General features: G+C 39.7%; 3 protein-coding genes and 1 rRNA gene. All 4 read right to left on the reverse strand.

The genetic code is table 11. From position 1 onward, the window contains the following. A 16S ribosomal RNA gene (locus ACSV5T_RS08520) occupies positions 1 to 284 on the reverse strand; the annotation flags it as partial. A gap of 914 nt (positions 285 to 1,198) precedes the next feature. Next, the gene (locus ACSV5T_RS08525; RefSeq protein WP_119207114.1) at positions 1,199 to 1,999 is read right to left on the reverse strand and encodes a hypothetical protein; all 801 of its coding nucleotides are present in this window, start codon (positions 1,997 to 1,999) and stop codon (positions 1,199 to 1,201) included. 128 nt (positions 2,000 to 2,127) lie between these two features. Next, complete coding sequence (locus tag ACSV5T_RS08530; protein WP_438320792.1) at positions 2,128 to 12,732, reverse strand: ESPR-type extended signal peptide-containing protein; 10,605 nt, start codon at positions 12,730 to 12,732, stop codon at positions 2,128 to 2,130. Positions 12,733 to 13,492: 760 nt separating this feature from the next. Beyond that, positions 13,493 to 14,281, reverse strand: a complete 789-nt coding sequence (locus ACSV5T_RS08535) for a hypothetical protein (protein ID WP_438320793.1) — start codon at positions 14,279 to 14,281, stop codon at positions 13,493 to 13,495. Between the last annotated feature and the right edge of the window lie 142 nt (positions 14,282 to 14,423).

Genomic DNA, 14,423 nt, shown 5'->3' on the forward strand with positions numbered 1-14,423 from the left:
CGTTACCCCTCCAACTAGCTAATCAGACGCAATCCCCTCCTTCAGTGATAGCTTATAAATAGAGGCCACCTTTCATCTATCCTCGATGCCGAGGTTAGATCGTATGCGGTATTAGCAGTCGTTTCCAACTGTTGTCCCCCTCTGAAGGGCAGGTTGATTACGCGTTACTCACCCGTTCGCCACTAAGATTGATAGAAGCAAGCTTCCATCGCTCTTCGTTCGACTTGCATGTGTTAAGCACGCCGCCAGCGTTCGTCCTGAGCCAGGATCAAACTCTCCAAGATATCTTGAAGCTATTTGAATAGCTCATTATTTGTTGTCGTTACATTTAAGTAACTTTGAATTATGGTTGGTTTTGACTTTGTCAAAACCCGCACTCTGGCATATGTTCAATCATATGATTGATTACCTATCATTGTTCAGTTTTCAAAGATCTGTACCAGTTAAACCAGATTATATCTAGCTTTGAAGCACTTTCTTTCGAAGTGTCTCACCAACTGGCGACTAGATTATAATAACATGTTGTCACTTTCATGTCAACATCTTTTTATAATCTTTTTTAGAATTTTGTAATTTCTGTTTCAACCAGGAATTACATTTTTATTCTAAAACGATTATCAACAAACATAGATTTTATCTAGTGTTTGCTAACTAATAAACAGTCGCTTCGAACGACTGTATAGCTATTATAGTACAAAGACCTGAGGTACGCAACCCCTAATTTTAAAATTTTGCAAACTTTTTTCTACCTCTCTTTATATGGTAGATTCTTGTATTTATCATACTATATATAGTACTTATTAATAATATCAATAATGAATTTAAATTGGCTTACTATATACGCTATGCCACGACATCTATACCGTTATTCTTTATAGCTAGTCATTCGTATTTAGACTCTTTTATTAATCACCTCTTAAGCTACATGTATCATCAGCATAATTCTGTCATTATATAGTAGATATAAATAAAAACAACGCCATCCAACCGGATGGCGTTGTTTAATAAGGATTTGTGTTCCCTAGTCGGGGGTCCAGGGTACAGGGGCCCTCACAAACTCATTATAAGGGCCATTGTGTCATTGTAGATACGCGTGCATGTAAGGGATACACGTATATCATCAGTATGTATTAGAGATCAACTAAGCCTTTTACGAGAGAAGACAAGGCTTTAATACCTACATCACTATAGATATCAATTATTGTTGGATTGCACTACGCAAATCAACTTTGTTGTAGTCATTGCTACCCATTGGTTCGTTGATAGCTTTGCGAAGGTCTACTACGTGTTCATCAGCAGCAGTTGGTTCTTCGCTCGCTTTATTTTTAACTGTTTCTTTAGCAGCGAACCAAATTGTTTCGTTCATGTAGTGACGAAGTTCTTCGTTAGATACATGTTCTTGCTCTTGAGCAAGGATATCCAAGATTGCATCTTCTAATGCTTGTGCTTCGTCGTCATTCATAGGACCGCCAACTTGTTTTTGTTTTTGTACAACTTCGTTAACACGATCTACCATGCCACGCAATACATTGAAGCCATAGCTGTTTACGAAACCATCTTTTTCATTGTATTTAGGTGTTTCGAAGTATTCGTATTCGTTTTTGTTGCGGTTTTCACCGTTCCAATTTAAAGCTGTTTCAAAACCGTGTACGCGGCCAATGGAATGCGTACGGAAGTAATCAGCATAGTTATGTTTATCTTTGGAATGTAACCATTTTTTATCAGCTTTAGTCAATTGTTCATGATTGTCGCGTTTAGCTTCTGCTAAGGCGATTTTTTGTTCCGCATTTTCCCATGCTTTCACATAATCATGAAGAGATTGTACTACTTGTGGGCTAGCCACAGGTACCAATACAACATTGCTCAAACCAGGTGCGGATGCAGGGTTAGGTAAGATCAAGTTGTCATCATATGTTGGAGCGCTTGCTGCGTGACCAGTGAAGGATGCTGCGCTCAATAAAACTGCTGCTGTGAAAGCAAGCATTGTAGATTTTTTCATATCTATTCCTCTTTTCATAGTCGAATTAATGTGCTGGATGAGGGCTCCCGAGGGAACCCTTACCAGTCATATCCATACCTAGGATTAGATTCCTAGTTTTTTTGAAAGTTTTCTGAAAGTGTAACTAATTACATACCCATTTTCGCCATCATTGCAGCCATTTGAGCTTTCAATACTTCTACTTCACTTTGTAGACCAGCGTTTTGAGCTTTAATTTGTTCGTTTTCATATTTCAAGTCGGATACTTCACCTTTTAATCCGGCATTTTGAGCTTTCATTGCAGCCATTTCAGTTTGAACTGCGTATGCAGAACTGATAGGGCCTTTGCGGTAGCGGTCTGCTACAGCTGCTTCAGCATCTCTGTTACCAACTTTCCAAGTTACACCAGCGTTTGCCATCATATGGCTAGAGCCGCCAGCCCAGGACAAGCCACCATGGAACATTGTGGATTCGTTTTTGTAATGAGCTACGCCCACTGCAATCGCGGAGTTACCACGGTAGTTACCATAACCAGCCATGATTTGAGTTGGTTCCAATGGATCGTATTGCATAGGTTTCAATGCGGACAATGCTGCACCTTGAGCGCCTACACGACCGATTTCTTCGTTCAATTGATCAACGCGAGGGTCAACTGCGCCTTTTACGGAAAGGTCATAGTTCAAGCCGCCGTCAGCAGATTCAGTTTTCTTCAATACTACGGAATGATCATCAGATGTCAATGTAGTACGGGAATCTTTCAATTGTTTAACGTTTACTGCATCTGTATCATTAGTGCCTTTTTGAACATTAGTGATTTTGTTACCACCCATGTTGAGGTTGCCACCAGTGATGTTTACAGTATCGCCACCGAAGGATACTTTAGGACCATTGGAGTTATTGGAAATGGAAGTGATGTTAGTGAGGTCGCCTTTCACGTCGAAGGATACTTTACCGTTCGCATCAGTGTGAGCAGTAGTATTCACGCCGTTGGAGAAGTCTAAACCTTCAGATAACATTACTGTTCTAGCGTTGCCACCATTTTCTTTGTAAGTCAATGGAATTTGTTTAGCTGCTTCCTTACCATTGAAGTTAACTTGGTAGTTAGTTGTATGGTTAGTAGCATTTGGTTGAACATCTACAGTGATCGCTTTGTTGTCACCTGTTACAGTAACTGCTTCACGAGCTGCATCTTTCACGTCATTTTTATCTACAGATACTTCGTATGTTGCACCAGCTGCACCGAATGTATCGCCAGCTTTAGGAGCTACTTTAGCGATGTTATTAGCATCAGCTTTAGCTTGTACTTTTTCAGTAGATTTCTTAGCTGCTTCTTGTTGAACAAGTTTCAATTGTTCTTCAGTTGCCGCACGACCTTTAGTTGCGAAGTCAGCAGAATCAAGAGTTTTGTTAGTTAAGCCAGTGATGTCACCAGTTTTACCATCAAGCTTGATTGTGTTGTCGCCAGCTACGTTAACTACTTGGTCACCTTTGAATTCTAATTTACCATCGCCTTCTTTGTTAGTGATGGAAGTGATTTTGTTCAAATCGCCTTCAACATTAACTTTGTAAGGGTTAGCTTTAGAACCGTCGCCAGTCACTTTAGTGTTTTGACCGTCAACAAGGTTAGTTTTAGCTGCTTTCAATTGACGTACGTTAACCGCATCAGTATCGTTTACACCGTCTTCAACGTTAGTAATTTGTTTATTACCAGCATTGATGCCGTCTTTAGTTACGGATGGACCATTGTTGATTACCAAGCCACCATCAGTGATCTTAGTATCGCCAATTGTTACGGAACCTTTATTAGTAAGATCTACATTGTTGCTCAATGCATATTCTACTTTAGCGCCGTTTTCGTCGCTAGTTTGTTTTACAGTGAGGTTTTTACCGCCGGAGAATTCAACAGTTTTACCATCAGTAATTCTCTTAGCTGCTGTTTCAGAATCAGCAGTAGTATTACCAGAAGATTTAACGTTGAAGCTGTTCATTGTACCAAGACCAGCACCGCTAATTGTCATTTCACCATTAGCAGATTTGGATACTGTGATACCGTCAGCACCTTTAACATTTACTTTACCGCCGTTAGCTGGAACATCTGTGCCATTAGCTTGGATTGTCCAGATATCGTCAGTGTTAGCGAATGTTTTGTCGCCATATTTAATGCGGTCTCCATCTTTCTTAATTGTTGTGTAATTATCAGGTGTACCTAAGTGGATTTCCTTAGTTTGGATGGAGTCGATGCCTTTGATATTTTTATTCAAGCGAATGTTCAAAGTATCGTTACCATCAGCAGTTACAGCGATGTTACCTGCAGCAGATTCAAATGTTTTTTCTTGCTCTTCAGTAACGCCTTCACCTTTAACTTTAACTGTGGAGTTAAGTTTGTTTTTGTTTACAACGCTTTCGTTGTTACCAGTGAATTTCAAGCCGTCATCAGTAGTAGCAACTTCGTGTTTATTTTTGTTGCTATCTTCGTAAACGATACGAGTCATACCGTTAGTACCATTTTTACCGTCTACGCCGTCTTGACCGTTAGCACCTTTGAAAGTAAGACCATCTTTACCGTCTTTACCATTCAAGCCGATAGAGCCGTCTTTACCGTTGATTACAACAGCAGAACCGTCTTTACCGTTTACACCGATCTTACCGTCAACACCTGGTTTACCGTCTTTACCATCATTACCAACTTTGATATCGTCGGATAATGCATAGTTGTAAGTGTGGTCACCTGTTACAGCATTAACGATTTGTTCAACAGTTAAGTTTTTACCTGCACCGAAGTTTACAGTTGTGCCAGGTTTAACGATTGTTGCACTGTGATTACCTACTGTGTTACCAGTAACATCACCTTTCCAACCGGAGTTGTTGATTGTATCTACTACAGTTTTAACTGTTGCGATACCATTATTACCATCTACGCCAGGTTTGCCGTCAACGCCGTCTCTTACTTTACCAAGTGTTACGTCGTATTTAACAACACCATTTGCATCAACGGAAGCTTTAGTGTAGTTACCGTCAACGAAGTTCAAGCCTTCAGACAATTTAACTTTTTGTTTAGCACCGCCGTTAGCTGTGTAGTTAAGTTCAGCATCGCCAAGGTTAGTTGCTTTTGCATTTACTGTGTAAATGTTTTGACCATCAGCACCAATTGTTTTATCAACTGTTACGTTGTCACCAGCTTTAACTTCTGTCTTAGCGGATTTCAATTGTTTTACGTTAACTGCGTCAGTATCATTTACGCCAGCTTTCACATTAGTAATGCTCAAGTCACCAGCATTGATGCCACCTTTAGTAATGGATGGACCATTGTTGATTACCAAACCACCGTCAGTGATCTTAGTATCGCCAATTGTTAAGGAACCGGATGGAGTCAAGTTAACTTCTTTGGACAATTGAACTTTCAACTTGCCATCTACGTTGTTCACGCCGATGTTGTTGTCAGTCAATTTGGACTTATCTGCACCACCAACAACGTCCATAGTTTCGTTCAATTTCTTAGCGATAACTTTGGATTTATCAGTACCTTGTGCATCGTCGCCAGCATATTTCATGCCGTCATCCAATGTAGCCACTTCGTGTGTATTCTTGCTGTTATCTTCGTATACGATACGAGTCATGCCGTCTTTGCCGTTTTTACCGTCAACGCCGTCTTGACCGTTAGCGCCTTTAATAGTAAGACCGTCTTTGCCGTCTTTACCATTGAGGCCGATGGAACCATCTTTACCGTTGATTACAACAGCGGAACCATCTTTACCGTTTACGCCGATTTTACCATCAACACCGTCTCTACCATCTTTACCGTCGTTACCAACTTTGATGTCATTAGACAATGCATATGTATAAGTTTGTTCACCAGTTGCATTATCGATATGTTGATTAATTGTCAAATTATCGCCTGCTGCGTAGGAAACAGTTTTACCGTTGCCTACTGCTGTTACAGCATGGTTACCAACTACATTGCCTTTTGCATCTGTGGAGAAGGAGTAACCATCTTTGATTTGATCAGCCAAACCGGACAAGTCGATTTTCGCGATTGTACCAGCTTGGTTAGTACCATTGCCATCGTTGTATTTCAATGTAACGGATTTGTCTGCTGCATCATAAGAGTAAGATGTAGTAGTTTCACCTGCACGATTAGTTGTAGTAGGTGCAATGTGTAAATCGTTAGCTTTAGAAATACGAGTTACGTCGCCAATATTAGCTGCGTTATCGATTACATCGCCGCCAGATTTAAGGTTAGTGATGTTGTTGCCACCCATGTTCACGTTGCCGCCATCGAATTTGAATTCGTTACCGCCAATTGTCATAGTTGCAGGGCCATCGTTCTTAATGGAAGTGATGTTTTTCAAATCTTTGTTCAATTGAACTTCGAGAGTATCAGTACCATCAGCTTTTACGTTGATGTTACCAGAAGCGCTCTTGAAGGATGCAGAAGTTGTTTTATCTACGCCTTCACCTTGAACTTTAACAAGGCTGTTCAATTTGTTTTTGTTTACAACATCAGTGTTGTTACCAGTGAATTTCAATCCGTCATCAGTAGTAGCAACCTCATGTTTGTTGTTGTTTTTGTCTTCGTATACGATACGAGTGATACCGTTAGTACCGTTTGTACCATTTACGCCGTCTTGACCGTTAGCACCGCGGATAGTAAGACCGTCTTTACCATCTTTACCATTGAGGCCGATGGAGCCGTCTTTACCGTTGATTACAACGGAAGAACCATCTTTACCATTTACGCCAATTTTACCATCAACGCCGTCTTTACCGTCTTTGCCATCGTTACCGATCTTGATATCGTTAGCCAAGTCGAATTCAACTTTAGCACCATCGTTGTTGCTAGTTTGTTTTACAGTTAAGTTTTTACCTGCTGCCATTTCAACTGTTTTACCATCGGAGATAGTTTTTGCAGTAGTTTCGGAATCAGCAGTTGTATTACCAGTGGATTTCACATTCCATACGGATTGTGCCGCACCTGGAGCTACATGTAAGTCGTAAGTAACTTGGTTGCCGTTTTCAGTTTTGTTAACTGTTACGGAATTATCATTGGAAGTTACTACTGTACGAGAATCTTTCAACTGTTTAACGTTAACTGCATCAGTATCGTTTACGCCAGCTTTTACGTTAGTGATATTCAAGTTACCAGCATTAATACCAGTTTTAAGAACAGATGGGCCACCAGAGATAGTCAAGCCACCGTTATTAACAACAGTATCACCAATAGTTAAGGAACCAGATGGAGTCAAGTTTACGTTGTTGTTAAGATCGTATTTAACTACGCCATCAGCAGCTACGGAAGCTGTTGTGTTGGAACCATTAGTGAAGTTCAAACCTTTATCCAATGTAACTTTTTGGTCGTTAGAGCCATTCGCTTTGTATGTCAAAGGAATTTGTTTAGCCGCTTTATCGCCATCGAATGTTACTTGGTAAGTTGTGTTATGGTTTGTTTCATCTTGAACAGGTGTAACAGTGATTGGGTTGTTAGTCTTGTTGCCATTATTTACAGTAACTGCTTCACGAGCTGCATCTTTAACAGCATTACGGGAAACATTTACTTCGTATTTAGCATTCGCATCACCAGTTTGTTTACCGTCAGCTACAGTGATGTCAGCGATGTTAGTGTCGCCTGCAGCAGCAGATTTTTTAACTACGCTTTCAACAGCCGCTTTATCGCCTGTTGGCAAGTTGCTCAAATCGATCTTAGCTGTTTTGTTTACTGCATTATCATTGCCATCAACATATTCCAATGTAACTGTTTTATCAGCGTTCACTGTGTATGTTTTGTCCTTGATATGAATGTCGTTAGCTTTGGAGATACGTTTAACGTCGCCAATGTTAGCTGCGTTATTGATCACATCGCCACCAGATTTAAGGTTAGTGATGTTGTTATCGCCCATATTCACATTACCGCCATCGAATTTGAATTCGTTACCGCCAATTGTGAAAGTAGCAGGACCTTCGTTTTTAATAGTCTTGATGTTAGTCAAGTCACCAGCTAAACCGTATTCAACTTTAGCACCGTCTTCGTTGCTAGTTTGTTTTACAGTCAAGTTTTTGCCTGCTGCCATTTCAACTGTTTTACCATCTGTGATAGTTTTTGCAGCTGCTTCGGAGTCAGCAGTTGTATTACCAGTGGATTTCACATTCCATACGGATTGTGCAGCACCTGGAGCTACATGCAAGTCATAAGTAACTTGGTTACCGTTTTCAGTTTTATTAACTGTTACGGATTTATCGTTAGATGTAACTACTGTACGGGAGTCTTTCAACTGTTTAACGTTAACTGCATCAGTATCGTTTACGCCTGCTTTCACATTAGTAATGTTCAAGTTACCAGCGTTGATACCAGTTTTAGTAACGGATGGACCACCTGTAATTGTTAAGCCACCATTGTTAAGAATAGTGTCACCAATTTTTAAGGAACCATTTGGTGTTAAATCAACATCATTGGACAATGCATATGTGTAAGTATGTTCACCAGTTGCATTATCAATATTTTGAGCAACAGTTAAGTTTTTACCTGCTGCATAAGAAACAGTTTTACCGTTTGCTACAGGTGTAACAGCGTGGTTACCAACTACATTGCCTTTAGCGTCAGTGGAGAAGGAGTAACCGTCTTTGATTTGATCAGCCAAACCGGACAAGTCGATTTTCGCCACTGTACCAGATTGGTTAGCACCGTTACCATCGTTATATTTCAATGTAACAGATTTGCTTGCTGCATCATAAGCGTAAGATGTAGTAGTTTCACCTTGACGGTTAGAAGATGTTGGAGCAATGTGCAAGTCGTTAGCTTTAGAAATACGAGTTACGTCGCCAATATTAGCAGCGTTATTCACTACATCACCACCAGATTTAAGGTTAGTGATGTTTTGGTCACCCATGTTGATAGGGCCATTTGTGATGTTAATGGAGTTAGGACCAAATTCCATTTTTGGACCATTTGTAGTATTGGAAATGGAATGGATGTCTACTAAGTCTTTGTTCACATCGTATTTAACAACGCCTTCAGCATCTACAGAAGCTGTTGTGTTTTTACCGTTTGTGAAGTTCAAACCTTTATCCAATGTAACTTTTTGTTCGTTTGTGCCATTCGCTTTGTAAGTCAAAGGAATTTGTTTAGCAGCTTTGTCGCCATCGAATGTTACTTGGTATGTAGTGTTATGATTTGCTTCATCTTGTACAGGTGTAACAGTGATAGGGTTGTTAGTTGTGTTTGTAGTATTTACAGTTACCGCTTCACGAGCTGCGTCTTTTACGTCGTTACGGGATACGTTTACTTCGTAAGTTGCGCCTGCATCACCGAAGTTTTCACCAGCTTTAGGTGCAACTTTAGCGATGTTTTTGTCGCTAGAACCAGCTACATCTGCTTTAGCTTGTACTTTTTCAGTAGAAGCTGCAGTAGGTTTTACGTTGTTAACATCTACAGTATATACAGTTTTTGTGCTGCCATCTGCATTTTGAATTACATTGCTTGTTACTTTCGCAGCATTTTTACCTTCTACTACAACAGTGCTGTTCAATTTATTTTTAGCGTTGTCGGACAAGTCAGCTACTACATTGGAACCAGAAGCAGTTGTTTTGATGTACTCACCATTGTTAGCACCTACAACGCCGAAGCTCAAGCCGCCTTGTTTGTTCAATTTTTGAAGATCAGTAGCGCCTGTGTTACCAGTCAAACCAACTGTGTTATTGAACTTGTTATTAACAATGTTCAATTGTTCTTCAGTAGCAGCACGACCTTTTTTAGCGAAGTCAGGGGCATCCAAAGTTACGTTAGTTAAACCAGTGATGTCACCAACTTTAGCATTCAAGTTAATGTTGTGATCGCCTGCAACGTTTACAGTTTGGTTACCACCAAATACAACCTTGCCATCGCCACCTTTATTTGTGATGGATGTAATGTCAGTTAAATCACCTTCAACGTCTACTTTGAAAGTTTTAACGCCATTGATTTCACGGTTGCTAACCTTTGTATTCTTACCATTTTCCATATCTATGGATTTTTTAGCAAGATTTTGGATAACTGTTTCGCCACCCTTGTTGATATTGGAAAGATCTTGTTTAGCAATACCTGTGATAACAGCCGTTTCGTTAGCAACGTCTTTGTTGTTACCATCAACGTATGTCATTGTTACTTTGCCGTTGTTATCAACTGCGTATTCACCAGGTTTAATGTGACGTTCGTCAGCACGAACTTGTTTCAATTGGCTAACATTAACTGCATCGTTGTCGTTTACGCCAGCTTTCACATTAGTAATGTTCAAATCACCAGCGTTGATGCCAGTCTTTGTAATGAAAGGACCATTATTGATAGTCAAACCATTGTCAGTGATGTTAGTATCGCCGATTTTGATAGACCCATCTGGAGTCAAATCGATGTCTTTGTTCAATGCAAATTCAACAGCTGCATTACCATTTTTATTAGTTTGTTTAATGGTCATGTTTTTGCCGGCTTGCATTTCTACAGTTTTGCCGTCACGGATTTCTTGAACGCCAGCAGAACCTTGTGCCACTTTACCTTCTGTAGCAGTAGATTTCACGTTGAAAGAACTCATGTCGCCAGTTTTCAAACCGCTCAAGTCGATAACTGCTTTAGGGCCGTTAACAGTTTTACCATTACCATCTTGGTAAGTTAATGTAACCTTTTTGTTAGCATCTACAGTGTATTCAGCCACATTGTTATTAGTGCCTGCTGTAGGAGCCACATGCAAGTCATTAGCTTTGGAGATACGAGTAACGTCACCGATGTTAGCCGCATTATTAGTTACATCGCCACCAGATTTAAGATTAGTGATGTTATTACCGCCAAGATCTAGGTTACCGCCAGTGATGCTGATGTTGTTACCACCAAAGTGCATTGTAGGACCACCATTGTTAGTGATGGATGTAATTTCTTTAAGATCCTTATTCAAGGAATATGTATATGTTTGTTGGCCAAGAGATGTTTCAATATCTTGTTTAACTGTTAAGTTCTTACCAGCTGCGTAGTTAACTGTAGTACCGCTTTGAACTTTTGTAGGTGTTGCTTCACCGTCAAGTTTACCACCGTTAGCTGTAGCATTTGTTAAGAAGTCATATTTCGCAGCAGTATCAGCAGCGTTGATTGTGTAAGTAGTTCTACCATCAACAGTTACTTCGTTAACAGTAACATTTTTACCAGCTTTCACCATGCCTTTGTCATCAAAGCCTACAGTGATTTTGGAGTCTTTCGCACCGTCATGAGCCGCTACAGTAGATACACGACCTTCGCCAATTACGTTTAATTTACCGCCATCAGTTAAGAAATCACTCTTACCAGTGTTACCAGTTACAGCAACGCCAACGTTTTTCAATTGAGCTACGTTAACAGCGTCAGTATCTGCAGTACCTGCAGCAAGACCAGTCAATTGACGAGTCAATGTTTTGCCATTACCGATGGATACAGCAGCTGTAGTAGCTGTTTGTACATTACCAGTCAATGGAGCATATTTACGTTCATGTGGATTGGATGGGTTGTAGCCAAGAACACCTTTATCTGTAGTTGTAACAGAAGAGGAGCCAAGAGCTACACCATTAGCGATATTAGCTTCTGCCGCACTACCCAAAGCAGTTGCAGCCTCAGCATTTGCTTTAGTTGTACGACCTAATGCAACGCCATATTTGCCATTTGCACGAGAGCCAGGACCTTCAGCGATAGCAGATTCACCAGTTGCTTGAGATTGCATACCAATAGCAATAGAGTTTACACCAGATGCAACAACACGATCAGAAGTTTTACCACTTTGACCGATAGCAATGGAGTTGTTACCAGATGCATCAGCACGAGCACCTAACGCTGTTGCACCAGAGCCTGTAGCATGTGTATCTCGACCAATTGCAATTGCATCTAAATTAGTTGCTGTATTATCACGGCCAATAGCGATTTGAGAATTCTCACGATTACGCTCTTCATCACCACGATCACCATTAGCGGAATCAGTTAAGTTATTTTTACCGATGGAGATACCACCCATTGTTTTAGCATTATTAAATTGACCCAAAGTTACAGTGTCTGCCACGTGGGATGTATTTTCAGAACCAATGGCAACTGAGTTTTGGCCCTTTGCATTATTGTTGTAACCAGCAGCAAAAGAACCTGCACCAGTAGCATTAGTATATACACCCATAGCAGAAGCGCTAGTACCAGTGGCACTAGAGTAATTACCTACTACAGTAGAATATTCACCTGCTTTTTTAGGCGTTGTTTCCCAAGAGCCTTTGGTGTAATTAACATTATTGTAGGTACCAATAGCAACAGCAGCCTTAGCATCAGCATTATTTACATTACCAACAGCAACAGAACCATTGCCAGATGCAGTATTACCAGCACCAACAGCTGTTGCCGCACCACCTGTAGCCGTATTTCTATTGCCTACAGCAGTAGTTGCGTTATTAGTTGATGTATTTCTAGCACCAATGGCTACTTTGCCATCATGACCAGCTACATCATCCGTAGTATTTTGGTAACCTACAACGATGGAGTTTTGCCCAACGTTATAGTTTTGACCATTACTTTTTGGATAAGTATCAGCCCAAATATTTACATGACTACCACTAGTATCATAACCCGCTTGTGCTTCTAGAGGCGCAATGCCACCCATAGCACCAGCTACAGCCAAGCCAGCTAATACGCTAGCCAAAACTTTTTTCTTGCCGTTATTATTTTTAGCAGTTTCAGGTACTACTACGTAGCAGCCTTTAGATTTGCTATAAACGACCTTAAAAACCTTATTCATAGAAACTATGAACCCCTTTCTCTCTTATAAAGAAAACACCAAATGCCTTATATACATTTTTCGTTTCATGAATTGTTTATGACACACGTTCACATACTATTCATTAAGATATTAATATGATAACAATTTATAAACTAATTGTAAATAGAAATTCCTAAAATAATTAAAATAAATTTTATATTTCTAAACAAGATAAACCGAATTTTCTAGATATGCGAAAATATCTCCACATCAGCATATAATAAGGGTTTATATTGTAATTGTATTATATATAATATAATACATTATATATATAAGAGTATAAAACAGATCTCGCTAGTTTATATTTACATTATATTTGTATATCTTACACAAGTTTATCTTCATCTAAAATATATAAACTTTCTAAATTAGATGAAGACAAAGTATAGTAATGACGTGTTTCTTCATAAATGCATAGAAAAAGGTAGTTAATATAAGTAGTCTATTATTTTATAATTGTTTATATTTGTACAGCTATTGAGCCATAAGTAAGGACAACAATAGATAAACGCAAAAAAACAACGCCATCCTTTCGGATGGCGTTGTTTTGCATAAGGATTTGTGCCCTAGTCAGGGTCCAGGGTACATCAGGCCCTCAAACAATCGCCGTATGAGGGCCTGATGTAGTTATTCATTATATACACTGTGCGTCACACATCATTTCCTAATTCATTGTATATCGTTTATGCCGAGCTATCAGTGATCTAATGATTTATATTTAACATTTACAACGACCTTATTATTGAATCGCAGCACGCAAGTCTACTTTTTTAGTTTCTTGGTTAGCTGGACGATTAATAGCTTCGCGAAGGTCTACAGTGTGTTCGTCTTGAACAGTAGGTTCTTCACTTGCTTTGTTTTTAACTGTTTGTTTAGCTGCGAACCAAACTGTTTCGTTCATGTAGTGACGAAGTTCTTCGTTAGAAACGTTTTCTTGGTCTTTAGCCATTACATCCAAAATAGCATCTTCCAATGCTTGTGCTTCGTCGTCAGTCATAGGACCGCCAACTTCTTTTTGTTTTTGGATGATTTCGTTGATACGATCTGTCATGCCGCGCAATACATTGTAACCATAGCTGTTAGTGAAGCCATCTTTTTCATTGTATTTAGGCATTTCAAAGTATTCGTATTCGTTTTTATTACGGTTTTCACCATTCCAGTTCAAGAACACTTCTTGACCATGTACACGACCGATGGAATGTGTACGGAAGTAGTCAGCATAGTTGTGTTTGTCATAGGAATGTAACCATTTTTTCTCAGCTTTAGTCATACGTTCATGGTTTTCGTATTTTACTTTAGCTTTTGCGATGTTGATTTCTGCATTTTGCCAAGCTTTCACATAGTCATGAACAGCAGACACTGTTTGTGGACTAGCCACTGGAACCAATACTACATTGCCCAATGCTGGAGCAGATACTGGGTTACGTAAAATTAGGTTATCGTCATATGTTGGAGCGGATTGTGCACCTACAACGCCTGTAGAAATAACAAGAGCCGCTGCACAAGCAAGTAATGTAGATTTTTTCATTCTATATTCCTCTTTTCTATCGTTAGATTATGGTGAAAGTATCTCTCACGCGTTTCACGTTCATATTTAAAAGCATTATTTTCATAAACAATGGGGAGAGGTAAGCGCTACGCTAGGTAGCGCATACCTTCCTTTGTTCATT

Source organism: Veillonella sp. ZSJB6 (genome assembly GCF_051549505.1).
In the GTDB taxonomy this organism is placed as follows: Bacteria; Bacillota; Negativicutes; order Veillonellales; family Veillonellaceae; genus Veillonella.

Excerpts from the sequence above, each read along its gene's own strand:
- ACSV5T_RS08530 (WP_438320792.1), bottom strand. The coding sequence starts at position 12,732 with ATGAATAAGGTTTTTAAGGTCGTTTATAGCAAATCTAAAGGCTGCTAC.
- ACSV5T_RS08525 (WP_119207114.1), bottom strand. The coding sequence starts at position 1,999 with ATGAAAAAATCTACAATGCTTGCTTTCACAGCAGCAGTTTTATTGAGC.
- ACSV5T_RS08535 (WP_438320793.1), bottom strand. The coding sequence starts at position 14,281 with ATGAAAAAATCTACATTACTTGCTTGTGCAGCGGCTCTTGTTATTTCT.